Raw genomic sequence first — 23,216 nt, 5'->3', positions numbered from 1 at the left:
CCGGCCGGTCACCGTCCCGCGTCAGTCGTCACGGTCGGTGTTCTGGAAGGCGAACCCGTACACACCGGGGATCAGCACGCCGACGCCGATGAGGAAGAGCCACAGCCCCTGCACGGTGCCCAGGGCGAGCAGGGCGGAGCCCGCCGCGCTGATGACGGGGAAGTAGCTGCGCGCGGGGAAGAAACCGCGCGCTCCGCCCGCCTCCCGCACCCGCGCGTCCTTGCGGTCCTCCGGGCGAGGGCCGACACGCGTGTACCCCCACCACAGGTAGGCGGCGATCAGCACCGCCATCAGGCCGGACACCGCGAGTGCCGCGATGCCCGCGGGATCGGGCGCGAAGGCCGCGTACACGGCACAGGTCACGGCGAAGAAGAGAGCCACCCCCGTGAACAGCCACGCCTCGCCCTTCACCTCGTCACCTCCTGGGTGCTCCCGGAGCCCTGCGGGACGTGACGGCCCGGCGGCCCCTTCGGGGGCGCGCCCAGGACCGGTACCTCGGGATGGTGTAGGTCGAACGCGGGGGAGTCACTGCGGATCCGGGGCAGCGCATGGAAATTGTGGCGTGGCGGTGGACAGCTGGTCGCCCACTCCAGGGAGCGGCCCCAGCCCCATGGATCGTCCGAGGTCACCTTCTCCCCGTACCGGTACGACTTCCAGACGTTGTAGAGGAACGGCAGCGTGGACAGGCCCAGGAGGAACGCTCCGACGGAGGAGATGGTGTTGAGGGCGGTGAAGCCGTCGGCCGCCAGGTAGTCCGCGTACCGGCGGGGCATGCCTTCCTCACCGAGCCAGTGCTGGACGAGGAAGGTGACCTGGAAGCCCACGAAGAGGGTCCAGAAGTGCACCTTGCCGAGACGCTCGTCGAGCATCCTGCCGGTGAGTTTGGGCCACCAGAAGTAGAAGCCGGCGAACGTGGCGAAGACGATCGTGCCGAACAGCACGTAGTGCAGGTGCGCCACGACGAAGTAACTGTCCGTCAGGTGGAAGTCCAGCGGCGGCGAGGCCACCAGCACCCCGGTCAGCCCGCCGAGCAGGAAGGTGGCCAGGAATCCGATCGACCACAGCATCGGCGTCTCGAAGGAGAGCGAGCCGTGCCACATGGTCCCGATCCAGTTGAAGAACTTCACACCTGTGGGCACCGCGATCAGGAACGACATGAGGGAGAAGAACGGCAGGAGCACCCCGCCGGTGGCGAACATGTGGTGCGCCCAGACGGTGGCGGAGAGACCGGTGATGGCGATGGTGGCGCCCACGAGACCCACATAGCCGAAGACCGGCTTCCGGCTGAACACCGGGAGGATCTCGCTGACGACACCGAAGAACGGCAGCGCCACGATGTACACCTCCGGGTGCCCGAAGAACCAGAACAGGTGCTGCCAGAGCAGCGCGCCTCCGTTGGACGCGTCGAAGATATGCGCGCCGAATTTCCTGTCCGCCTCCAGTGCGAGCAGCGCGGCCGTCAGCACCGGGAAGGCCAGGAGCGCCAGGATGGAGGTGAAGAGCACGTTCCAGGTGAAGATCGGCATACGGAACAGGGTCATTCCGGGAGCGCGCAGGCAGACGATCGTGGTGATGAAGTTGACCGAGCCGAGAATGGTGCTCAGACCGGAGACCACCAGCCCCATCACCCAGAGGTCCTCACCCGTTCCCGGCGAGAACAGGGGGCCGTTCAGCGGCGCGTAGGCGAACCAGCCGAACGCCGCCGCACCGCCGGTGGTGAGGAAGCCGGAGACGACCAGCAGGCCACCGAACAGATAGACCCAGTAGGTGAAGGCGTTCAGCCTGGGGAAGGCCACGTCGGGCGCGCCGATCTGCAACGGCATGATCGCGTTGGCGAAGCCCGTGAAGGTCGGGGTGGCGAACAGCAGCATCATGATCGTGCCGTGCACGGTGAACAACTGGTTGTACTGCTCGGGCGAAACGATCTGCATGCCCGGACGTGCAAGCTCGGCGCGCATCAGCATCGCCAGCCCACCGGCGAACAGGAAGAACCCGAAAGCGGTGACCAGGTACATGTTGCCGATGACCTTGTGGTCGGTCGTCGACAGCGGACTCAGCAGCTTCGAGCCCTGTCCGACCCGTCGGCCGGTTCCACGCCGCTCCTCCCTCGCGTCCTTCTCGGCAGCCTCTGTCCGCTCGCCCGGCGACGTCATGTGTCCTCCCTGTCCGGCTCCACGCAACCGGCACGGCGGTCGCTGCCCGCCAACCTTCGCATTACGGGCATTCGTTCCGAGGGAGTGAAGGCCGTGCCGTGTCAACGGATACAGAGTGCCCCGCCCTGCTCCTCCAAGGCCGCTGGCCGGTCCCGTTCCCGTTCGCGCGGTGATCCGATCGCGGTCAGCCATGTCGCGGTACGCGTCCTCGTCGACATTCGGCCAGCCGACTCCGATGACATCGAGCATCGTGTCGACGCCCTCAGGAATTGGGTATCCCACGACGTGCAGCCCCCGTTCTGCACCAAGATGATTCAGCGAACGGCAAGATCAACCAGCATGCCCCGTGGTAAGCGCGGGCTCGCAGGCAGTTCCCAGCCATCACCGGCCACGCGAACCCCCTACGTACTGCACATGCCCTTGCTCGCCAGGACGGCCGCCACTGCATGACGGGGGCCTCGCAGAGAGGGTGGAGCTCCCGTGCGCGGCGGGCCCTCGGGCCGAAGGCGTCGAGTCGCGCGGGTCTCAGCCGGTGGCGCGGTGGGAGGTGCGGGGGGCGGCGGGCAGTGGGGCTTGTGCCGCGCGTGTCACGTCGCCTATCAGTTGCACGACATCGGGGCCGTAGGCCTGGGAGTTGACCACCTTCAGGAGCAGCACGAAGGATCCGCCGCGGTGTTTGCGCTGCAGTTTCTCGTAGTGGCGCATCAGGTACCGGGCGGCGGCCTGGTTGGTGATGGCGCGCTGGCCGCAGAGGAGGAAGACGGGCCGGGCGTCCTGGCCGCCGGTGAGCCGGGCGAGCAGGACGTGTTCGGAGGTTCCGGGCTCCAGCCGGTAGCGTTCCGATCCCACTTGGAAGGCGGCTCGGTCCGGGCCCGGCTCCGGGGTGGTGTTGATCTTCACGCCAGGCAGCAGGGACTGCAGGTGCGCGGCCATGCGCCGGTTGGACGCCGGGCCGCCGACGCAGAACTCCGTACGTTCACCGAAGCCCTGCTGGGCGGTGTCGTGCGACACGATCTGGGCGTGCGCGGCGCAGTCCTTGATGAGGGCCGAGAGTTCGAGCAGGGCGAAGACGTCGTGGCGGTGGACCGCGCCGTCGCCGCCGGCGTCGCGGTTCACGACGAGCAGGCATTCGCTGTTCCCCGGCAGCCCGAAGAAGGCCTGCTTGCGGCGGAGTCTGCGCCGCCACAGGTACGTCCGGGCGAGCCAGCCGAGGGCGGCGCTGATCCCGGCGGCTATGAGGCCGAGCACGATGTTGCGCACGTCGTCGTTCATGAGCGGGCATATTAGCGGCCGTTCGGACGTGTGGCCGAGGCGGTCCTGACGATGCGGGTGTTACGGCGTTACCCTGCGCGGACGATCCCTCACAGGAGGTACGGATGCGTCGTTCCGTCGGCCGGAATGTGTCGTTCCCACTCGTGATCGCCGTCATCGGTTCGCTCGGCGCGGCGGCCCCCGCGGCCTCCGCGCCACCCGTGCCGCCTCCCAAGTCCCCGGTGGCGGTGGGGTACGGGGGAGCGGTGTCGAGTGTCGACGCGGACGCCTCGGCGGCCGGTATCGAGGTGCTCCGCAAGGGAGGCAACGCCGTCGACGCGGCGGTCGCCACCGCCGCCGCTCTGGGGGTCACCGAGCCCTACTCGGCGGGCATCGGAGGCGGCGGGTACTTCGTCCACTACGACGCGAGGACGGGCCGGGTAGGGACCATCGACGGTCGCGAGACCGCCCCCCGCAGCGCGGACTCCTCGCTCTTCCTGGAGAACGGGAAGCCGGTCCCCTTCGCCGACGCCGTCACCAGCGGACTCGGCGTCGGCACGCCCGGCACGCCCGCCACCTGGGAGAAGGCCCTCGACGCCTGGGGCAGCAAGCCGCTCGGGCGGCTGCTCGAACCGGCCGAGCGGCTGGCCCGTGACGGCTTCGTCGTGGACGAGACCTTCCGCTCCCAGACCGCCTCCAACGAGGCGAGGTTCGCCGACTTCCCCGCGACCGCCGAACTCTTCCTGCCGGGCGGCGAGTTGCCGGTGACCGGATCGGTGTTCAAGAACCCCGACCTCGCCCGTACGTACAGGACGCTGGGCCGCGAGGGCGTCGACGAGCTGTACCGGGGCGACCTGGCCCGGGACATCGTGTCGACGGTACGCAAGCCGCCCGTGGACCCGGCGGCCACGCGTGTGGTGCGTCCTGGAGATCTGACGACCGGGGACCTGAGGTCCTACCGCGCGCTGCGTCAGGCTCCGACGAAGACCACCTACCGGGGCCTCGACGTGTACGGCATCGCACCGTCCTCGTCAGGGGGTACGAGCGTGGGCGAGGCCCTCAACATCCTGGAGTCGACGGACCTTTCGAAGGCGAGCGGGACGCAGTACCTCCACCGCCTGATCGAGGCGAGCCGGATCGCGTTCGCCGACCGGGGACGCTGGGTGGGCGACCCCGCCTTCGAGGACGTACCGACGCGGGAACTGCTCAGCCAGCGCTTCGCCGACTCGCGGGAGTGCCTCATCAAGGACGACGCGGTCCTCACCAGCCCGCTCGCTCCCGGCGACCCACGCCACCCGGCCCGCTGCGCCACCGGGGGCAAGGCCGCGCCCACGACGTACGAGGGTGAGAACACGACGCACCTGACGACCGCCGACAAGTGGGGCAACGTCGTCGCCTACACGCTGACGATCGAGTCGACGGGCGGCAGCGGTATCACCGTCCCGGGGCGGGGCTTCCTGCTCAACAACGAGCTGACCGACTTCTCGTTCGCGCCCGCCGATCCGGCGGTTCACGACCCGAACCTGCCGGGCCCGTCCAAGCGCCCGCGCTCCTCCATCTCGCCGACCGTGGTGCTGGAGCACGGAAAGCCCGTGCTGGCCCTGGGGTCGCCGGGCGGTGCCACGATCATCACGACCGTCCTGCAGTCGCTGACCGGCCACCTGGACCGGGGGCTGCCCCTGGTCGACGCGATCGCCGCGCCCCGTGCCAGCCAGCGCAACTCGCCGACGACCGAGATCGAGCCGGGGCTGTGGAACAGCCCGGTGCGCGGGGAACTGGAGGCCCTCGGGCACGTGTTCAAGGCGAATCCGGAGATCGGGGCGGCCACCGGGGTCCAGCGGCTCCCGGACGGGCGCTGGCTCGCGGCCGCCGAAAAGGTGCGGCGCGGCGGCGGCTCGGCCATGGTGGTGCATCCGGGCGGTCGTTCATGACCGGCCGGCGGTAGCAGTGGCCTCGGGGCCGGTATGTCGCGCCCAGCAGCGTCGTACCGGCCCCGAGGTCTTTCCACGGCCGGCCGTTTTCACGGCGCGCCGCCGTGCGCAAGGAGGAGCCCACCGGGGTTCCTCGCGTCCAGTGAAAGGGCATCCACGACCGTGCGTACGCGAATGCTGCTCCTCTCCGCGCTCTCCGGCGCCGCTCTGCTCGCCTCGGCACTTCCCGCCGCCGGGGCCGGGAACGGGGGGAGCCCGGTCGGTGCGGCCGAACTGCTGGCCAAGGTGAAGAACTGCACCCGGATCTCCCAGGGGAAGTACCGGACCGACCACAGCGCCGCCGCCACGGTCCCGGTCTGCGGGACCGATGAGGCCGTCTTCTGGGAGGCCGACATGGACATCGACTGCGACGGCCGGACCACGACCGCCTGCAACACCAGGACCGACCCCTCGTTCCAGCCCCGGACGGCGTTCCAGGGGTCGGACGGCAAGCCCCTGGACTCGGCCGGGGTGCCGTACGTCGTCGTCCCCGGCCCCGGCCCGCTCTGGAACTACACGAAGTCGGGGATCAAGGGCGGCGGTGTGGCCGCCGTCATCCACGACGGCAAGGTCCGCTACGCCGTCGTGGGTGACACGGGGCCCACCGGGATCATCGGCGAGGGCTCGTACGCCCTGGCCGAGGCGCTCGGCATCGATCCGGACCCCAGGACCGGGGGGACGGCGTCCGGCGTCACCTACATCCTCTTCAAGAACTCCGAGGTGTCGCCGATCGAGAGCCCCGCCGCGGCGATGAGTGCCGGTGAGGCGCTCGCCCGGAAGTTCGCCGGGGGAGCCTGAGCGGCGTGCGGTCAGGGCGCCGTCAGGAGGTGCGGCCGTCCGTCCGTCCGGCCCGGATCGAGGCAAGCCAATTACAATACCGGTCAGGGCGGTATTAGAATGACGGCATGGTACGGAATCCCCTGACACCCGAAGAGCGCCGTCGCGGCGAGCGGCTCGGCGAAGTGCTGCGTGAGGCGCGCGGCGGACGCAGCATGGTCGCGGTCGCGGCGAGCGCGGGAATCTCGGCCGAGACGCTCCGCAAGATCGAGACGGGCCGGGCGCCCACCCCCGCCTTCTTCACGGTCGCGGCGCTGGCGGGAGCCCTCGGGCTCTCGATGGACGAACTGCTCGCACTGTGTGTGCCGACGCCCGCCCGCGGGCCGCTGCCGGAACCGGGGGAGCTGCCGCTCTCGGCATAGGCCGAGTAGGGTCGCGCCCGTGACTCTCCAGGACTTTGCCCGCAGCGAGTACGTCAGCCTGACCACGTACCGGAAGGACGGCACGCCCGTCGCGACGCCCGTCTGGGCCGCGGCGGACGGTGGAGTGCTGTACGTCTGGACGCGGTCCGACTCCTGGAAGGTCAAGCGGCTGCGCAACGACAGCCGGGTCCTCGTCACCGTCTGCGACGTCCGCGGCCGCGTCGCCGAGGGCGCGCCGAGCGCCGAGGGAACGGCCCGGCTGCTCGACGCCCCGGGGACGGCGGCGGTCCGCAAGGTGCTGGCCCGCAAGTACACCTGGAAGTTCTGGCTCGTGGACCGGCCCGCCACGATCGCCCGACTCGGCAAGCGGCCCCACACCGGGATCGCCGTCACCTTCTGACGGGGGTGCGCCCGGCTCCCGACGCACCCTGCCGGAAAAGTGTGCGTAGTCCTCCCGTGACACGCCTGCGGTCGAATGCCCGCGGACCGGAAGGTTCCAGCCCCTGGCGACCGGTGAGGGCGACGGTGACGGTGGATCAGCGCACGGTGGACGTACTGGCGTTCGCGGAGTGCCTACGAGGTCTGGCTGACCGGCTCGATCCCGGGCAGGGCTGGTACGGGGTCTTCCGCGCGCGCGACCCCGACGGCATGCGTGCCTGCTTCGACGGTTCGGAGGTCCCGCCCTGGGACGTGGTCGAGTCGTTGCTCCAGGACCTCGCCGCCGTGCGCGGCACCGCCTTCGCCGCACGGGCATCCGTACGCGCCGCCGCGCTGTGCGCCGCGTCCGCGGCCGCCTACGACAGGCGGCCGGGCGGCAGGCCCTCGTCTACCGGCTCGGTGTGATGCTCCGGGAGCAGTCCGACGCGGCCCGGCGGATGCGGGCGGCCGGGGCGCGGGAGGTGCCGGCGGCCCGGGAGTGGGGTGTCGTCCACGCGCTGCGGGTCGCGGGCATCGCGGCACCGTAGAGGTCCTCGGACGCTGTGGCCCATGCACGTCACCAGTGGGCGCGGGCTCGGCGAGATAAATCCGAAATCACCCTTTATCGTCGGTCGAGGCAGCGCCGCACACGTGGCACATGTCCCCCCAGTGATGTGGAGGCACCATGCTTACCCAGGAGATCACCCTCACCGCGACACCGGCCCAGACCACCACGCTGAGCGCCCTGATGGCGGAGCCCGAGGCGGCCGTCAGCGACGCCCCGCTCTACACCCCCGAGGCCGCGGGCGTCCTGCTCGCGCTCCTCCTCCTGTCTCCCAAGGAGCCGAAGGAGCCCCGGGGCAAGTGAGTTCCCACTCCGCTTTCGCCGAGGCGGCCGACGCCCTGGCAGACAGAGTCCTCGGTGCCCTCGGCGGCACCGGGGGCGCTGTGCAGCTGGCGCGGTACGTCGACGACGCCCCCGACACCCTCGCGGCGCTCGCGGCCGTCCGGGTGCTGGGGGCCGACGTCTTCAGCCCCCATCTCCTGGCCGGCCACACTCTCCCGGCGCAGGACGCCGCCGTCGTGGTCAAGGCCTTCGACGCCTTCCCGCCGTCCGACGCCCCCGAAGAGGCGGCGGTCGTCCGGCGCGATCACGCCACCGCGGTCCTGCTCGCCCGGCTCTCCGGGGACGACACCCTGAGCACCGTCGCGCCCGCACCCGCAGAAGACGCCGGGCCCGGCCCTGCCGAGGACTGGAGCGGCTGGTCCGTGCGGATGGCACAGCTCGCCCCGCTCGCCACGCTCGGCCTCGACGGCCCGGTCCACGATGCCGCCCGCCGCGGCGCCCTGCCGCTGAGCCGCGGAGTCAGCCGCTCGATCCTCCGCCGCGACTTCCCCACCGCGGTGCGCCTCGTCCGCTGGCTGGCCTGGCTGCACCACGAGGGCGTGGAACTGCCCATCGACCCGGAGGTCGCGGCCGAACACGTGTGGCTGGTGGGCGGGGCGGGTCCGCGCGCCGCCCTCGACCTGGCGATCGCCCGTCACTTCCTCGGGCAGCGGCCCGGCACGGTTCCGAAGGAGGCGGCACACCCATGACGACGATCCCCGAGCCGGTCACCAGGGCGGCCCGCACCATGGCGGACCGGGCGCTGTCGTGGCTGCACGCCAACCGGCACCTCGGCGGCCTGCCGCCCGGCACCACCGAGACCATGGCCGACCCCGACAGCGTCTACAAGCCCTTGGGGGAGACCACCCTCGCCGCCTCCCTGATCCTGCGCGACGGTGTCGCCGGGCCCGGCCGCCTCGCCGCCGCCCAGAGCCTGATGGACTTCACCTGGGAGCAGTTCAGGCGCGGCGACATGATCTACGAACGCCAGCTCCGCCACACGCTGATGACGGACCCGCTGGAGATGTACGCCCCCTTCGTCCGCTGCGGCTACCGCCACGAAGCGCTGGACCGCCTCCTCGTCCACCGGGCCCGCATGCGGTCCGTGAGTGCCGTCGAGGTCCTGCCGAACCGGCGGCTCGCCGTCGCCAACGCCGCCCGGGTGGTGGGTCTGGAGCACACCGAGGACCTGGACGCGCTGGCCGGAGCCACCTGGCTCGGTGCCCGGCCCGAGCCTTGGGCCATCAACTGGATCACCGCCTACGCGATGACCCACACCGTCTTCCACCTCACCGACTGGGGCGGCGACCCGGGCGGACTCCCGCCCGAACTCGCCGACTACGTACGCACCTGGATCCCCGTCTGGATCGACATCTGGCGCGAGGTGGGCCAGTGGGACCTGGTCACGGAGCTGCTCATCGTGGGTACTTCGCTCGAGGACCCCTACTGCCGTGCGGAGGACTGGGAAGCCGTCGCGGCGCTCCAGCACGAGGACGGGCTCGTACCCCGGGACAGCGACCCGGTGGACGACGACCCGCAGCGGCGCTTCACGGACCACCAGCACACCGTCGTCGTCGCGGCCGTCGCCGGCTCCGTCGCGCTCGCCCGGGCGGCGGGGCGGCGGTGACGGCGTGACACCACCGCCGCCGGCCACCGGTCTCCAGCTGCTCCTGGACGCGGCCCAGGGGAAGGCGACCGTGGTCGCGGCGGTGCGGGGCGCCGAGCGCACGGTGCTCTGCCGGGGACCGGCGGGGGAGGGCAGCCGGTTCGAGACGGGCTCCCTGACGAAGACGTTCACCGCCCTGCTGCTCGCCGAGCTGGCCGCCCGGGGAGAGGTCAGCTACGGCGACCGCGCCGACCGCTACCTGCCCTTCCGGCTCCCCGGCCCCCCGTTCACCCTCCTCCACCTCGCCACCCACACCTCAGGTCTGCCACGGCTGCCCCCGGGGCTGCTCGGCCGGGCGGTACGCAGCGGGTGGCTCAGCAACCCGTACGCCGGATTCTCCGAGGACGATCTGCTCGCCGCGCTGCGCAGGACCCGGCTGCGGCACCGGCCCGGCAGCCGGGTCCTGTACTCCAACTTCGGCGGCGGCCTGCTGGGCCACGTACTCGCGAGGGCGGCCGGCGGCACCGGGAGCGACTATCCCGCCCTGCTGGCCGAGCGCGTCACCGGCCCGCTCGGCCTCGCCGACACGGACTGCGACCCCGACCGCCCCCAGATCACCGGGCATTGGCACGGCCGTCCGCGCCCCGCCCTGCTCATGCCCGGACTGACGGCCGCCGGAGCCGTGCGGTCCAGCGCCCGAGATCTGCTGCGCGTCCTGACCGCGCTCCTGGACCCGGACACCGCCCCGGAACCGGCGCTGCGCACCGCGCTGGCCGAGGTGCAGCGGCCGCGGCTGAGCGTCCCCAGGACCGGTTCGCGGCTGTGTCTCATCTGGAACCTCCGCCCGCGCCCGTCCGGCGCGCTGCTCCACCACTCCGGGGGCACCCGGGGATTCACCGCCTTCGCGGGGTTCCTCCCCGGCTCGGCCACGGGCCTCGTGGCGCTCACGAACACGGCTCCGACCCCGCTCGCACCGTTCGTCCAGTCCGCGTACGGAGCCTTGCGGGGACTGGACGCGGCCCCCTCCGGGACGGTGTGGACCGCTCGGGTGTGAAACATGATCGACTCCGCCGGTTCACGGCGATGGTCTTGCCCCGCTGTGTGGCGGGGCTTACGTTCTCCTCCTATGCACCGTGTCTACGGGCGTAGAGAACGCAGAGGCTCTCTGACGCCGCGTCGAAGGAGCAGCTCATGTCCCACGTCGTACGCGCCGCACTCGTCCAGGCGACCTGGACCGGCGACACCGAATCCATGATCGCCAAGCATGAGGAACACGCGCGCGAGGCCGCCCGGCAGGGTGCGAAGATCATCGGTTTCCAGGAGGTGTTCAACGCCCCCTACTTCTGCCAGGTCCAGGAGCCCGAGCACTACCGCTGGGCGGAACCCGTTCCGGACGGGCCGACGGTCGTGCGCATGCGTGACCTCGCCCGCGAGACGGGCATGGTGATCGTCGTGCCGGTCTTCGAGGTCGAGCAGTCCGGCTTCTACTACAACACCGCGGCGGTGATCGACGCCGACGGCACGTACCTCGGCAAGTACCGCAAGCACCACATCCCCCAGGTCAAGGGGTTCTGGGAGAAGTACTACTTCAAGCCCGGCAACGTCGGCTGGCCGGTCTTCGACACCGCCGTCGGCAAGGTCGGCGTCTACATCTGCTACGACCGGCACTTTCCCGAAGGCTGGCGTCAACTCGGCCTCAACGGAGCCCAGTTGGTGTACAACCCGTCCGCCACCTCGCGCGGTCTCTCCGGCTATCTCTGGCAGCTCGAACAGCCCGCGTCCGCCGTCGCCAACGAGTACTTCGTCGCGGCGATCAACCGGGTCGGCCAGGAGGAGTACGGCGACAACGACTTCTACGGCACGAGTTACTTCGTCGACCCGCGCGGGCAGTTCGTCGGTGAGGTGGCGAGCGACAAGGAGGAGGAACTCGTCGTACGCGACCTGGACTTCGGGCTGATCGAGCAGGTTCGGCAGCAGTGGGCGTTCTACCGGGACCGCAGGCCGGACGCGTACGACGGGCTGGTGGAACCGTGAGCGGACTGTACGAGCGGCACCTGGCCGTCAGCCCCGACTGGCTGGCCCTCTACTACCGGCACCCGCTGGAACTCACCCACGGCGAGGGCCGTCACGTCTGGGACGCGGACGGCAACCGCTACCTCGACTTCTTCGGCGGCATCCTCACCACGATGACCGCGCACGCCCTGCCCGAGGTGACCAAGGCCGTCTCCGAGCAGGCCGGCCGGATCATCCACTCCTCCACCCTCTACCTCAACCGCCCGATGGTCGAACTCGCCGAGCGGGTGGCCGCGCTCTCCGGCATCCCCGACGCCCGGGTCTTCTTCACCACTTCGGGCACCGAGGCCAACGACACCGCCCTGCTGCTCGCCACCGCCCACCGGGGGTCGAACCAGATCCTGGCGATGCGCAACAGCTACCACGGCAGGTCGTTCTCGGCCGTCTCCGTCACGGGCAACAGGTCCTGGTCGACGACGAGCCTGTCCCCCCTCCAGACGCTGTACGTCCACGGCGGGGTCCGCACCAGGGGGCCGTACGCGGAGCTGAGCGACGACCGGTTCATCAAGGCCTGCGTGGCCGACCTGGAAGACCTTCTGGGGCACACCCGGGGCGTCGCCGCGCTGATCGCCGAACCCGTACAGGGGGTCGGCGGGTTCACCGCACCGCCCGACGGGCTGTACGCCGCCTTCCGAGAGGTCCTCGACCGGCACGGCATCCTCTGGATCTCCGACGAGGTGCAGACCGGCTGGGGGCGCACCGGCGACCACTTCTGGGGCTGGCAGGCGCACGCCGCGAGCGGGCCGCCGGACATCCTCACCTTCGCCAAGGGCATCGGCAACGGCATGTCCATCGGTGGAGTCGTCGCCCGCGCCGACGTCATGAACTGCCTGGACGCCAACTCCATCTCGACGTTCGGCGGTTCCCCGGTCACCATGGCCGCCGGGCTCGCCAACCTCTCGTACCTGCTGGAACACGACCTCCAGGGCAACGCCCGGCGCGTCGGCGGGCTGCTCATCGAGCGGCTCCGGGCGGTGGGCGCCGGCTCACCGGCCGTACGAGAGGTGCGCGGCAGGGGGCTCATGATCGGCATCGAGCTGGTGAAGCCCGGCACCGACGAGGCCGACCCGGATGCAGCCGCGGCCGTACTCGAAGCGGCCCGCGCGGGCGGGCTGCTGATCGGGAAGGGCGGTGGCCACGACACCAGCGTCCTGCGGATCGCGCCGCCCCTGTCGCTCACCGTCGCCGAGGCCGAGGAAGGCGCGGAGATCCTGGGCCAGGCACTGCACGCGGCCACCTGAGAGCGGGAGCCCCACGGCAGCCCGCTTCCCGTACGTCATCACGCACCGGGCCTGCGTGTGCAGGCCCGGTGCCGTCACCGCGAGGAGAGGTACATGAGCCGCACCGTCATCCACGGCGGCCTCGTCGTCACCGCGTCGGACGAGATCCACGCCGACGTACTCATCGAGGGCGGGCGCGTCGTCGCCCTCGCCGCCCACGGCGCCGACGTCGCGGCCGGCTGGAGCGCGGACCGCAGGATCGACGCCACCGGGAAGTACGTCATCCCGGGCGGGGTCGACGCGCACACCCACATGGAGATGCCCTTCGGCGGCACCTACGCGGCCGACACCTTCGAGACCGGTACCAGGGCAGCGGCCTGGGGCGGTACCACCACGATCGTCGACTTCGCCATCCAGGGCATCGGCCGCTCGCTGCAGGAGGGGCTCGACGCCTGGCACACCAAGGCCGACGGCAAGTGCGCCGTCGACTATGCCTTTCACATGATCCTCTCGGATGTGAACAAGTCCTCGCTCAAGGAGATGGACCGCCTGGTGGCGGAGGGCGTCACCTCGTTCAAACTGTTCATGGCCTACCCGGGGGTGTTCTACAGCGACGACGGCCAGATCCTCCGCGCCATGCAACGCGCCTCCGGCAACGGCGGGCTGATCATGATGCACGCCGAGAACGGCATCGCCATCGACGTACTGGTGGAGCAGGCACTCGCTGAGGGGCGCACCGATCCGCGCTACCACGGCGACGTGCGAAAGGTGGCCCTGGAGGCCGAGGCCACCCACCGCGCGATCCAGCTCGCGAGGGTCGCCGGATCGCCGCTGTACGTCGTCCACGTCTCCGCCGACGAAGCCGTCGCCGAGATCGCGGCCGCCCGCCACCAAGGGTTTCCGGTGTTCGGCGAGACCTGCCCGCAGTATCTCTTCCTCTCCACGGACAACCTCGCCGAGCCCGGCTTCGAGGGCGCGAAGTACGTCTGTTCGACCCCGCTGCGCCCCCGGGAACACCAGGAGGCGCTCTGGCGGGGGCTGCGCAACAACGAGCTCCAGGTGGTCTCCACCGACCACTGCCCCTTCTGCTTCACCGGGCAGAAGGACCTGGGCCGCGGTGACTTCTCCAAGATCCCCAACGGCCTTCCGGGGGTGGAGAACCGCATGGACCTCCTCCACCAGGCCGTCGTCGACGGCCACATCTCCCGCCGACGCTGGATCGACATCGCCTGTGCCTCCCCGGCGCGGATGTTCGGTCTCTACCCCCGGAAGGGGACGATCGCGCCGGGCGCGGACGCGGACATCGTGGTGTACGACCCGGAGGCCGAGCAGGTGCTTTCGGCCGCCACGCACCACATGAACGTGGACTATTCGGCGTACGAGGGCAAGCGGATCACCGGGCGCGTCGAGACGGTGCTGTCACGAGGTGTCCCGGTGATCGAGGGCGGTGCGTACGTGGGGCGGGCCGGGCACGGAACGTACGTACCGAGAGGGTTGAGCCACTGCCTGTGAGCGGACCGGGCCCACGAGGTGTCCACTGGTCAGGTGCCGTCGTCGGCAGCGGGCTGCTGGGCCCAGGCGGAGGCGATCGTCTCCGGGGCGGCGGAGCGGGGCAGCCCTGTCAGTGCCTGCAGCTGGTCCGGTTGGTACGGGGTCGGGCCGTGCCACTCCAGGAGCATCACGGTGGCGTCGTCGTCGAGGCGCCCGAGGTGGTACGCCAGGTGGTGACCGATCAGGCGGCGCAGAGTCTCCGGCACGGGGAGGCCGTCGGCGTGGTGGCGGATGAGGAAGTCGGTCAGGCCGTCCAGACCGAACTCCTGCCCTCCCCGATTGCGCGCCTCCGTGATGCCGTCGGTGTAGAGCAGCAGACGGTCCCCTGGTTCCAACTGGTCGCTGCGTAGGGTTCCGGCCAGCCCCAGGCCGGTCCCCATAGGAGGAGCGGGCGGGCAGGACAGGTGCACGACGGTACGGTTGCCGCGGATGACGACCGGAGGGTGGTGGCCGTAGTTCGTCCAGGTCAGCACGCCGGTGGTCAGCTGCAGGTCGGCCAGGATGCTCGTGGCGTAGCGGCTGCCCGCGAATTGCTCGTTGAGGGTCTCACCGACGCCTTCTGCCGTTTCGAGGAGACCGGCACCCTGCCGGCGGTGGTTACGGGCTGCCGCCAGAGCGAGATTCGCCGTCAGGCCCGCGGCGGTGTCGTGTCCCATGGCGTCGAAGACCGACAGATGTACGGTCTCTCCCGTCAGGGCGTAGTCGAAGGCGTCACCGCTCACCTGGTAGGCCGGTTCCATGACCGCGCTGACCAGGACGCGGTCGGTGGCGAAGGTCCGCGGTGGCATGAGCTGCCATTCCATCTCCGCGGCGACCCGCATGCTCCGGCGGCGGACCAGGCGGGAGTAGGAATCGCTCGTTTCACGCTTGCTCTGGAGCAGGAGGGCCACCAGCCCGGCGAATCGGTTCAGGTCCTCGTCCGCCTCCACCCGGCCGCCTGGCACCCCGACCCGCAGCACGCCCAGACGTTCGGCACCGTCCAGCAGCGGGACCCACCACTGGCCCTTGGCGGAAGCAGAGGCGGAAAACACCTTTCCCAGTCGGAATGCCCGTCCGGCCACCGTCCCGTCGACGGACAGTTCGGCCGGTACTTCGGCTTCACCATGGCTGACGTCAACATTGCCGGCCAGCCAGTACAGCCGCTCCTGCTGCAGGTCGGCCAGGTAGATCCGCACCTCCGGCCAGCCTGCCCCGGCAGCATATGAGGCCACCGTGCCGGGCAGCTGCTCCAGGGTCATCAGATGACTCGCGGCGATCAGGTCTCCCAGCAGGTGCGCGCGGGCCGCTTCCAGGCTGTTCATCAACGAACACCCTAGGTCCGCGGGCGGAGGACACGTCCGCACGACACCGGGGCGTTGACGAAGTGTCGCCGGGACTGCTCAGCGTAAGTGGTGCCCTCGGTGCCGGGTCAGGGTGAGGTCCGCCGGTCGTCGCTGTCCCGGCGGAGCCGGTCGGTGTGGCGCGTGACCGTGTCGACGCGGGCGGCCAGGTCGGGGTGGCCGGCCGTGAGGTGCTGACGGGTATCGGTGAGCGGCGCGATGAGGTTGACCGCTTCGTCGTCGGCGAGCGCGGCGGCGAGCCGGGCGGCCGAGGTGCCGGGCAGGTCGGTCAGGGCAGTGATCTGGCCGGCGAGCTGCCGCAGGTCGGCGGCGTTCTCCCTGGCCCACGTGGTGACGGTGCGGTCGGCGGCGCGGTGGTTGCGGGTGGCCTGTACGCGTTGTTCGCCGGTGGTGCCGGGAGCTCCGGGCCGCACGCGCAGGTAGCGGCGTTCGGCCGCCTGGCGGCTGGCGACTCCGAGAGGATGAGCGAGTTCGGCCCAACTGGTGCCCGCGGCGCGGGCCGCTTCGATCAAGCCCGGCTCCCATCCGGCCAATTGGTCGCGCAATTCGCGCAGGAGGAGGAGAGCAGCCACAGCCTGCTCGGGATGCGCCTGCTCCTCCTCGGCCTGATCCGCTTCGGGCGCTGCTGTCCGGGCGGCCCGGACGGCCTCGTCGATCGCGTGCAGCGCCGCTGCGGCCGCGGCGAAGGATGCCGGCTCACCGACCGGGGGGGATGGGTTCATGAAGGCTCCTTATGGACGTCATCCGAACGATGACATTGCAGGTTGTCATCCTTCTGATGACATGCTACAACGGATGTGAGACCAAGCGCATTGGCAGTTTCTGCCTGACCAGTGGAGGTGTTTCGCAATGTTGATGCGCACTGACCCGTTCCGCGAACTCGACCGCCTCGCCCAGCAGCTCACGGGCGCATCCGGTACCTGGTCCAAGCCGTCGGCGATGCCGATGGACGCATGGCGCGAGGGCGAGGAGTATGTGATCGCCCTCGACCTGCCCGGTGTCCCGAAGGACGCGATCGACATCGACGTCGAACGGAACATGCTCACCGTCAAGGCTGAGCGCCGTCCCGTCGCAACGGGCGAGGACGTGCAGGTGGAGCTCTCCGAGCGGCCGCTGGGTGTCTTCTCCCGCCAGCTCGTCCTGGCCGACACCATGGACACGGAGCACATCAGCGCCGACTACGACGCAGGGGTGCTGACCCTGCGGATCCCGATCGCCGAGCGAGCCAAGCCCCGCAAGATCGCCATCGGCGGGGAGGCCGACCCCAGGCAGATCGGCACCTGAACGCACGTGTGCTCACCCGCCCACAGGAAAGCTGAGCGGGAGGCGCCTCTCCGCAGGCCCCTCCGCGGTGCTCGGCACCTTGTGGGCGGGTGACCTGCATGCCAGGCCGGTCGTCGGCCCTCCGGCACTTCTGAACAGCTACTCAACCGCAGCGCGGCCGCCCGTCCTCGCCCGGTCCAGCGGCGGCCGCCCCGTCGAGAAAGGCATACCACCGATGCGCTCCCCGCATGAACCGACGCGTACCCCGGCACGCGTGACGTTCGACCAGATGCTGGAACGGATCAGGTACGAGGGCGCATATCCCACGCGCGAACGAGCCGAGGCCGTCACCCGCGCCGTGCTGTCCGGACTCGGCCGACAGCTGACCGGGGCCGAACGAGCCGACCTCGCCGCCTGTCTGCCTGCCGAGGCCGCCCTCCCCCTCACCGCGCAGACCCCTGAGTCGGACCAGCTCACCGGCTGGGGATTCGTCAAGGATCTCGCCGCTCGCACGGGCGGCACCCCTGCCACCGCCCGGTGGGACACCGGAGCTGTCCTCGCCACGGTCGGTCACCTCGCCGGACCCGATCTCCTCGACCGCGTCCTCGCCCGGCTCCCCGCCGGATACGCCCTGCTGTTCGGGCGTGCGGAGCTCATCCAGGCCGCATGAACGGCTTCAGAAGGAGACGGCGCAGAGCCGGGAAGCGCACGGCGGCCGTCCGTGCGCCGGGTCGGCGCGAAGGCCGCCAGGTCGCGACGAGAGCCCCCGCCAACAGCAGTTCGGCGATGTCGCCCCCGTAATACATGATCTCCGCTCCGCCCCGCACCTGGCTGACGGGCGCGCGCACGTCGATCAGGAAGCCCCCGTACATCAACTGGGAGATCGTGGCGTGCGCCGCGACGGCGACCCCCAGCACCACCAGGCGGGCCGGCACGCCCGGCCGGCCGGGGGCGGGGTCCGGGCCTGCGACGGCGTGGGCGAACAGGCACCCGGACAGGAGGAAATGGGCCAGCACCAGCCGGTGGAGGTCCGGTGAGTCCATCGTCGCGTTGTACACGGGCGTGGAATAGAGGACCCCGAGCGTGCCGGTGCCCAGCACCAGCGCGGGGACCGGGTGAGTCACCACACGCACCGGCCGGCTGTGCAGGAGGCCGGTCAGACGCCGGGCCCGCGCGGCGGGCAGGGTGCGCAGCAGGAGGGTCACCGGCGCTCCGAGGACCAAGGCGATCGGCGCGTACATGCCGATGAGAAGGTGCTGCGCCATGTGCCCGCGGAAGTCCTCGTTGGCGAACGTGGACACGGGCGGGAGCAGAGCCGCACCGAGCAGGGCGCACCCGGTCAGGAAGCCGGCCGTCCGCCACCGGCTCCACCGTCGTGCGTGATTGCGCCGATGCGCCCGGTGTGCGAGGAGGAGGTAGGCGCCGGCGGGCAGAAGTACGGCGGTGAGGGGCAGGAGGACGTCCCACACCTCACCGCCTCCACCATGGCCGTGCACATGGTGCCCGTCGCCGCCCATCAGACGCGTTGCCCGGAGCCCGTGGGAGGCTCGTCTGCCTCGGGGGCGAAGGGCTTGCCGCCGCGCCGCACGAGATGGCCGACGACGAGGAGGACGACGCCCAGGAGAAGAAAGCCCATGTCCCACCAGATCCGGTGGGGGCCGCCGTGGACGTGATGGATGCCGAGGATCTGGTGGTCCAGGAGACCCTCGACGATGTTGAACAGGCCCCACCCCGAGAGGACCCAGCCCCACAGCACCCGTGAGGTCCACACCCGGCGCCGGTGGTGGGTCACCCGGCTGTAGAGGATGCCCAGGCCGAGCAGGACCGCCAGCCAGCAGACGGCGTGGAAGACGCCGTCCCACACGGTGTTCATCTCCAGCCCGGACACCGTGTTCGGGGAGTAGTACTTCACTCCGATCCGGTCGTCGTTCGTACCGGTCAGCATGTGGTGCCACTGGAGCAGCTGATGCAGCAGGATGCCGTCGACGAACCCGCCGAGGCCCACACCCAGCACGATCCCCGGCAGCCGGATGCTCCTGGGCGCGATGCCCGGTGGCCTCTCACGTGTACCGGTGGCCATGACCGGTCTCCTTCGCGTCAGGGGGCCGTGCTCAGGCCTTGGACTTGCCGGCCCTGCCGGCCGGCCGCTTCGTGGCCGTCTTGCGGGCAGGCGACGCGGCCTTGGCGGCCTGCTGCTCGGTCGCCGAGCCGGCCGTGGAGAGAGAGCCGCCGGCACTCTCCAGATGGGCCCGGACGAACCACTGGAACTGCTCCAGGGAACGGAGATGCTCGATGAGAAGGTCCTCGGTGACCGGATCGACCGAACCGGCCTTGGAGACCGCTGCCCGGTGATCCTTGATGAGGCCGGTGTACACGAGGTCCAGGGCACCGAGGTGTGCGAGCGCGTCGGCGCGGCCGATGCTGTAGTCCTCCCACGTACGCTCGGCGACCAGGGCGCCGGGGGTGCCCTGCGGTTCGCCGCCGAGCGCGGAGATGCGCTCCGCCGTGCCGTCGGCCATGGCCCTCACGGCGGCTGTCTGGGGGTCGAGCATCTCGTGGACGGCGATGAAGTGGGGACCCACCACGTTCCAGTGGATGTGCTTGAGGGTGAGCGCCAGATCGTTGAGGGCGTGCAGGCGCATGCTCAGGAGCGAGATGAGCTGCTTGCCCTCCTTGGTGGTGAGGCCGGGGACGGTGTAGCCAGGGGTGGACACTGCCATGACTTCTCCCTCTATGGGTGATGTACGCGTTCTCCCCTGCCCCCTCCCGCGTGGCCCCTAACCGGGGGGCGGTGGTCCGCGCCGCAATGCACCTGCGGGGGTGACGCCCGTCTGCGCACTTTCCTGGTCGCCGCTCCGGGGCAGCCCTTGGCCGTGTCCACGGGGCGTGTTACCCGACTGCGTCGCCCCCGAGCCTTAATGTGAAGGGGTTTTCCCCTTTCCTTGCGTCGGAGGCAAGTGTGCTCAACGGGACAGTGCAGGCATTCAGTAGTGAAAAAGGCTATGGCTACATTCTGCCCAGTACGGGTGGGCCGGAGATCATCGTCCACTTCTCCGCCATCCTGGAAGGCACCTGCACGGAGCTCGCTGCGGGACAATCCGTCTGTTTCGATGTCGTCCAGGGCCAGCGGGGTCCGCAGGCGGAGCGCGTGCAGATCCGGTAGCCGTGGCGACCGAGGGCTTCAGACGGTGCGGGAGCCCGTCCCGTCCCAGGGGATCTCCGTCGAGGCGAGGTAGGTGAGCCCGCGCTGCCGCCAGAGGCGCGCGTGCCGGGCGACCCGGACGCGGTGGTCGTCCCAGTGGGGCGCGCTCCCGGTCCACGCGGCCGCCGCGACGGACGGCAGGCGGGGCAGCAGCAGGACGGTGACGTCGTCGAGCCCTTCGACCGACTCGCTGAACACGGTCGCCTCGACCCCGGCGACGCGCTCGTCCGGGATCGCGTGGGACGCGGGGTCCCAGGCGGCCGTGTGCCGGACACCGAGGGGCCGGTAGGCGGGGAAGCCGACGCGTGCCGCGGTCGGCGCCTGGGCGGGCGGGACGATCTCGGGGGCGTACGCGCGGTCCAGGTAGAGGTGGGACTGAGGGGACAGGAGTACGCGGCCGCCGCCTTCGAGGATGCGGGAGAGGTCGTGGTCGCTGGGGGCGAAGAACCGCTTGAGTGCCGCGATCAGCTCGGGTGTGTGGCCCGCCGCAAGGAGTTCCGGGCGGCCGGCGAGCTCCTCCGGGGTGTCCGGCAGATCCATCATCGGCACGTCCACCCAGAACTGTGCGATGTCGTCCGGGCCGATCCCGGCGCGTGAGGACTCCTGCCAGCCCAGCGGTCGTTTCCCCGACTCCCGCACCAGCGAGCGCAGTTCACGGATCGCGTGCGCGAAGCTGTCCGGGGTCGCCCCGACCGCCTCGTCGCCGCCTATGTGGACGAACGGGCCATCGGTCAGACGGCACACGTCGGCGAGGATCGAAGCCACGGCCTCCCGGGTGCCCGGGTCGGCGAGGTCGAGCGGTGGGACGTACGGGAAGCGTCCCTTCAGGCCCTCGGGCGCCGGTGCGTCCGGGAGGCCGGGCAGAGCCTCGCGCAGGGTGGCGCAGTGGCCCGGCAGGTCGATCTCGGGGACGACCGTCACGAAGCGTTCGGCCGCGTACCGCTGGAGGGCGCGGTAGTCATCGGCGGTGTAGAAGCCGCGGGGGGTGCCGTCCGGCCCTGCTGCGGTGAGCCCGGGGGTGCCGGGGATCTCCAGGCGCCAGCCCTCGTTGTCCGTGAGGTGCAGGTGCAGCACGTTGAGCTTGTAGAGCGCCGCCAGGTCGATGACGCGGCGCACCTCGGCGGGGGTGAGGTGGTGGCGCGCCGGGTCGATCAGGAGACCGCGCCAGGCGAAGCGGGGGGCGTCGCGCAGTTCCTGGCGGGGGATCGGGCCGGGGGAGGTGGCGATGAGCTGGAGGGCGGTGGCCGCCGCCCGGAACACGCCGGTGGGCGTGGCCGCCAGGCAGGTGATGCCGGACCCGGTGACCGTGAGGCGGTAGGACTCGTCGACGGGTTCGGCGGCCCCGCAGGGTGCCACGCCCACCGTCCGGCCGTGCGGCCCGGATGTCTCGTCGAGGGCGAGCGTCAGGGTGGCCGTCGCGGTGTCCGTGCGGTCGCCGAGGTGGGGTTCGAGCAGCGTCCGCACGGTCCCGGCCATGGTGGTCAGCCGGTCGTCCGCCGCGTGGACCCGCCACGGACCCGTGGCGTGCGGACCCGGGCCGGGGACGGTCGTGTCCCGCCGCTCGGGCTGGGGAATGACGGCGTTCATGGTCTCCTCCACCGGCTGCTCTCCGCGGATGTGTGAACCGGGCCCCTGCGGTGGGCTGCTGAGGCCGTTGCCTCTTCCTGCGGGCCAGGTGCGCCTGTACGCTAACACGAAAACCGATCAATGAACGCTTTTCACGGGGTGAGGGGCCGGCTCACGCGGTCCCCCGCCCCGCTGCGGAAGGAGCTCCCCTATGACGCCCCCGACCGGGCCAGGACTCGCACTCCCGGATGGCTTCCTGCTGGGCGCCTCCACCTCCGCCCACCAGGTCGAGGGGAACAACGTCTCCAGCGACTGGTGGGCCGTCGAGAACCGGCCCGGCACCTTCGTCACCGAGCGCAGCGGAGACGCGGCCGACAGCTTCCACCGCTGGCCCGAGGACATGGACCTGCTCAGCGCACTCGGCTTCAACGCCTACCGGTTCAGCATCGAGTGGGCCCGTGTCGAACCCGAGCGCGGACAGGTGTCACGGGCCGCCGTCGCGCACTACCGCGCCATGGTGCGCGGAGCGCTGGAGCGCGGTCTGACGCCGGTGGTGACACTGCACCACTTCACCTCGCCACGGTGGTTCAGCGCCCTCGGCGGCTGGGCCTCGCCCGGCTCGGCGGACCTGTTCGCCTCGTACGCGCGCGTCGCCACGGAGATCCTCCTGCCGGGCGTCCGGTACGTCGCCACCATCAACGAGCCGAACATGATCGCGCTGATGCACACCCTGATCCGCGGGGCCGGCCGCGCGTCGGACGGCGGCACCGGGAAGCCGGCGGACGGCGAGCGGACCGGTGCCGCGCTCGACCCCGGTTCCGCGGAGCCGGACGCCTCCGTCGCCCAGGCGCTGATCACCGCCCACCGGGCCGCCACCGCCGTCCTGAAGGCCGCCGACCCGACGCTCCAGGTGGGCTGGACGGTCGCCAACCAGGCATACCAGGCGGAACCCGGTGCGGAGGAGGCCATGGCGGCGTACGCCCGGCCACGCGAGGACATCTATCTGGAGGCCGCCCGCGAGGACGACTGGGTCGGCGTCCAGGCCTACACCCGCCACCGGATCGGGAAGGACGGACCGCTGCCCGTCCCGCAGGGCGCTCCCACCACCCTCACCGGCTGGGAGGTCTACCCCGAGGCGCTGGGGGAGGCCGTACGGCACACCGCCGGGATCGTCGGCCCACGCGTCCCGGTCATGGTCACGGAGAACGGCATCGCCACGGCCGACGACGAGCAGCGCGTCGCGTACACCGCGGCAGCCCTGGCGAGCCTGGCCTCGGCCATGCGCGACGGGACCGACGTCCGCGGCTATCTGCACTGGAGCGCCCTGGACAACTACGAATGGGGCTCCTACCGGCCGACGTTCGGGCTGATCGCGGTCGACGCGCAGACCTTCGCGCGTACGCCCAAGCCGTCCGCCGCATGGCTCGGCTCGCTCGCCCGGGCGGGCCGCATCCCGGCGGGGCCCGGGGCCGACGGGCCCCCGGCGGCCGGGCCCGCCCGTGTCCGCAGTGCCGGTTAG

Annotated in this window: 24 protein-coding genes and 1 pseudogene; 16 read left to right on the top strand and 9 right to left on the bottom strand. The window is 71.1% G+C overall.

Going from position 1 to position 23,216, the window contains the following annotated elements:
- Positions 1-21 precede the first annotated feature (21 nt).
- The 3 genes from AB0P41_RS06000 to AB0P41_RS05990 all read right to left on the bottom strand — a co-directional run bounded on the left by AB0P41_RS06000 (position 22) and on the right by AB0P41_RS05990 (position 3,425).
- Positions 22-411 (bottom strand): cytochrome c oxidase subunit 4, encoded by a 390-nt coding sequence (locus AB0P41_RS06000; protein ID WP_365930361.1) that lies wholly within the window; start codon positions 409-411, stop codon positions 22-24.
- A complete protein-coding gene (gene ctaD / locus AB0P41_RS05995) occupies positions 408-2,015 on the bottom strand; it encodes a cytochrome c oxidase subunit I (protein ID WP_365930742.1) in 1,608 nt (535 codons plus the stop codon). Before ctaD ends, AB0P41_RS06000 begins: the two co-directional genes overlap by 4 nt.
- 663 nt (positions 2,016-2,678) lie before the next feature.
- Entirely contained in the window at positions 2,679-3,425 is a 747-nt protein-coding gene (locus tag AB0P41_RS05990) for a hypothetical protein (RefSeq protein ID WP_365930359.1), read from the bottom strand.
- Between the two features lie 104 nt (positions 3,426-3,529).
- Between AB0P41_RS05990 and ggt the strand changes: the two genes are divergently transcribed.
- The 12 genes and pseudogenes from ggt to hydA all read left to right on the top strand — a co-directional run bounded on the left by ggt (position 3,530) and on the right by hydA (position 14,287).
- The gene (ggt, locus tag AB0P41_RS05985) at positions 3,530-5,335 is read left to right on the top strand and encodes a gamma-glutamyltransferase (protein ID WP_356714428.1); all 1,806 of its coding nucleotides are present in this window, start codon (positions 3,530-3,532) and stop codon (positions 5,333-5,335) included.
- Positions 5,336-5,497: 162 nt separating this feature from the next.
- Complete coding sequence (locus AB0P41_RS05980; RefSeq protein WP_365930357.1) at positions 5,498-6,172, top strand: glycoside hydrolase family 75 protein; 675 nt, start codon at positions 5,498-5,500, stop codon at positions 6,170-6,172.
- A gap of 107 nt (positions 6,173-6,279) precedes the next feature.
- Entirely contained in the window at positions 6,280-6,573 is a 294-nt protein-coding gene (locus AB0P41_RS05975) for a helix-turn-helix transcriptional regulator (protein ID WP_356714426.1), read from the top strand.
- A gap of 19 nt (positions 6,574-6,592) precedes the next feature.
- Positions 6,593-6,973 (top strand): PPOX class F420-dependent oxidoreductase, encoded by a 381-nt coding sequence (locus AB0P41_RS05970; RefSeq protein WP_356714425.1) that lies wholly within the window; start codon positions 6,593-6,595, stop codon positions 6,971-6,973.
- Positions 6,974-7,098: 125 nt separating this feature from the next.
- A pseudogene (locus tag AB0P41_RS05965) lies at positions 7,099-7,463 on the top strand (hypothetical protein); the annotation flags it as partial.
- 212 nt (positions 7,464-7,675) lie between these two features.
- A complete protein-coding gene (locus AB0P41_RS05960; protein WP_356714424.1) occupies positions 7,676-7,858 on the top strand; it encodes a hypothetical protein in 183 nt (60 codons plus the stop codon).
- Positions 7,855-8,586, top strand: a complete 732-nt coding sequence (locus tag AB0P41_RS05955; RefSeq protein ID WP_365930355.1) for a hypothetical protein — start codon at positions 7,855-7,857, stop codon at positions 8,584-8,586. The genes AB0P41_RS05960 and AB0P41_RS05955 overlap by 4 nt, the downstream gene beginning before the upstream one ends.
- Positions 8,583-9,503, top strand: a complete 921-nt coding sequence (locus AB0P41_RS05950; RefSeq protein ID WP_365930354.1) for a hypothetical protein — start codon at positions 8,583-8,585, stop codon at positions 9,501-9,503. The genes AB0P41_RS05955 and AB0P41_RS05950 overlap by 4 nt, the downstream gene beginning before the upstream one ends.
- 4 nt (positions 9,504-9,507) lie before the next feature.
- Positions 9,508-10,536 (top strand): serine hydrolase domain-containing protein, encoded by a 1,029-nt coding sequence (locus AB0P41_RS05945; RefSeq protein WP_365930353.1) that lies wholly within the window; start codon positions 9,508-9,510, stop codon positions 10,534-10,536.
- Between the two features lie 137 nt (positions 10,537-10,673).
- Positions 10,674-11,516 (top strand): nitrilase-related carbon-nitrogen hydrolase, encoded by an 843-nt coding sequence (locus tag AB0P41_RS05940; RefSeq protein ID WP_356714420.1) that lies wholly within the window; start codon positions 10,674-10,676, stop codon positions 11,514-11,516.
- Positions 11,513-12,796 carry an aspartate aminotransferase family protein gene (locus AB0P41_RS05935; RefSeq protein WP_365930351.1) on the top strand — a complete coding sequence of 428 codons (1,284 nt, stop codon included), beginning with the start codon at positions 11,513-11,515 and terminating at the stop codon, positions 12,794-12,796. The genes AB0P41_RS05940 and AB0P41_RS05935 overlap by 4 nt, the downstream gene beginning before the upstream one ends.
- Before the next feature lie 93 nt (positions 12,797-12,889).
- The gene (hydA, locus tag AB0P41_RS05930) at positions 12,890-14,287 is read left to right on the top strand and encodes a dihydropyrimidinase (RefSeq protein WP_365930349.1); all 1,398 of its coding nucleotides are present in this window, start codon (positions 12,890-12,892) and stop codon (positions 14,285-14,287) included.
- A 29-nt stretch (positions 14,288-14,316) separates the two neighbouring features.
- Here the strand turns inward: hydA and AB0P41_RS05925 are convergent, their stop codons facing one another.
- Together AB0P41_RS05925 and AB0P41_RS05920 are read right to left on the bottom strand one after the other, a co-directional pair.
- A complete protein-coding gene (locus AB0P41_RS05925; protein WP_365930348.1) occupies positions 14,317-15,627 on the bottom strand; it encodes a PP2C family protein-serine/threonine phosphatase in 1,311 nt (436 codons plus the stop codon).
- A gap of 107 nt (positions 15,628-15,734) precedes the next feature.
- Positions 15,735-16,388, bottom strand: a complete 654-nt coding sequence (locus tag AB0P41_RS05920) for a type III effector protein (RefSeq protein ID WP_365930346.1) — start codon at positions 16,386-16,388, stop codon at positions 15,735-15,737.
- Positions 16,389-16,515: 127 nt separating this feature from the next.
- On the opposite strand from AB0P41_RS05920, the gene AB0P41_RS05915 reads away from it, so the two are divergent.
- Positions 16,516-16,950, top strand: a complete 435-nt coding sequence (locus AB0P41_RS05915; RefSeq protein ID WP_365930345.1) for an Hsp20/alpha crystallin family protein — start codon at positions 16,516-16,518, stop codon at positions 16,948-16,950.
- Positions 16,951-17,164: 214 nt separating this feature from the next.
- Entirely contained in the window at positions 17,165-17,599 is a 435-nt protein-coding gene (locus AB0P41_RS05910; RefSeq protein ID WP_356714414.1) for a DUF2267 domain-containing protein, read from the top strand.
- On the opposite strand, the gene AB0P41_RS05905 is transcribed toward AB0P41_RS05910, so the two are convergent.
- Genes AB0P41_RS05905 through AB0P41_RS05895 form a run of 3 tightly spaced genes read right to left on the bottom strand, consistent with a single transcriptional unit; the run spans position 17,583 to position 19,649 of the window.
- Positions 17,583-18,446: a cytochrome c oxidase assembly protein gene (locus tag AB0P41_RS05905; protein ID WP_365930344.1), complete on the bottom strand. Its 864-nt coding sequence runs from the start codon at positions 18,444-18,446 to the stop codon at positions 17,583-17,585. The genes AB0P41_RS05910 and AB0P41_RS05905 overlap by 17 nt on opposite strands.
- A complete protein-coding gene (locus AB0P41_RS05900; protein WP_365930342.1) occupies positions 18,446-19,009 on the bottom strand; it encodes a DUF2243 domain-containing protein in 564 nt (187 codons plus the stop codon). The genes AB0P41_RS05905 and AB0P41_RS05900 overlap by 1 nt, the downstream gene beginning before the upstream one ends.
- A 31-nt stretch (positions 19,010-19,040) precedes the next feature.
- A complete protein-coding gene (locus AB0P41_RS05895; protein WP_365930341.1) occupies positions 19,041-19,649 on the bottom strand; it encodes a DNA starvation/stationary phase protection protein in 609 nt (202 codons plus the stop codon).
- Positions 19,650-19,849: 200 nt separating this feature from the next.
- Between AB0P41_RS05895 and AB0P41_RS05890 the strand changes: the two genes are divergently transcribed.
- On the top strand, positions 19,850-20,092 hold the full coding sequence (locus tag AB0P41_RS05890) for a cold shock domain-containing protein (RefSeq protein ID WP_356714410.1): 243 nt from the start codon (positions 19,850-19,852) through the stop codon (positions 20,090-20,092).
- A gap of 18 nt (positions 20,093-20,110) precedes the next feature.
- On the opposite strand, the gene AB0P41_RS05885 is transcribed toward AB0P41_RS05890, so the two are convergent.
- Positions 20,111-21,718, bottom strand: a complete 1,608-nt coding sequence (locus AB0P41_RS05885) for a family 20 glycosylhydrolase (protein ID WP_365930340.1) — start codon at positions 21,716-21,718, stop codon at positions 20,111-20,113.
- 190 nt (positions 21,719-21,908) lie between these two features.
- Here AB0P41_RS05885 and AB0P41_RS05880 point away from each other — a divergent pair, with 190 nt between their 5' ends.
- A complete protein-coding gene (locus tag AB0P41_RS05880; protein ID WP_365930339.1) occupies positions 21,909-23,216 on the top strand; it encodes a family 1 glycosylhydrolase in 1,308 nt (435 codons plus the stop codon).

The organism is Streptomyces sp. NPDC079167, assembly GCF_040686735.1.
Taxonomy (GTDB): domain Bacteria; phylum Actinomycetota; class Actinomycetes; order Streptomycetales; family Streptomycetaceae; genus Streptomyces.
This window is presented reverse-complemented; position numbering and strand designations above follow the sequence as displayed.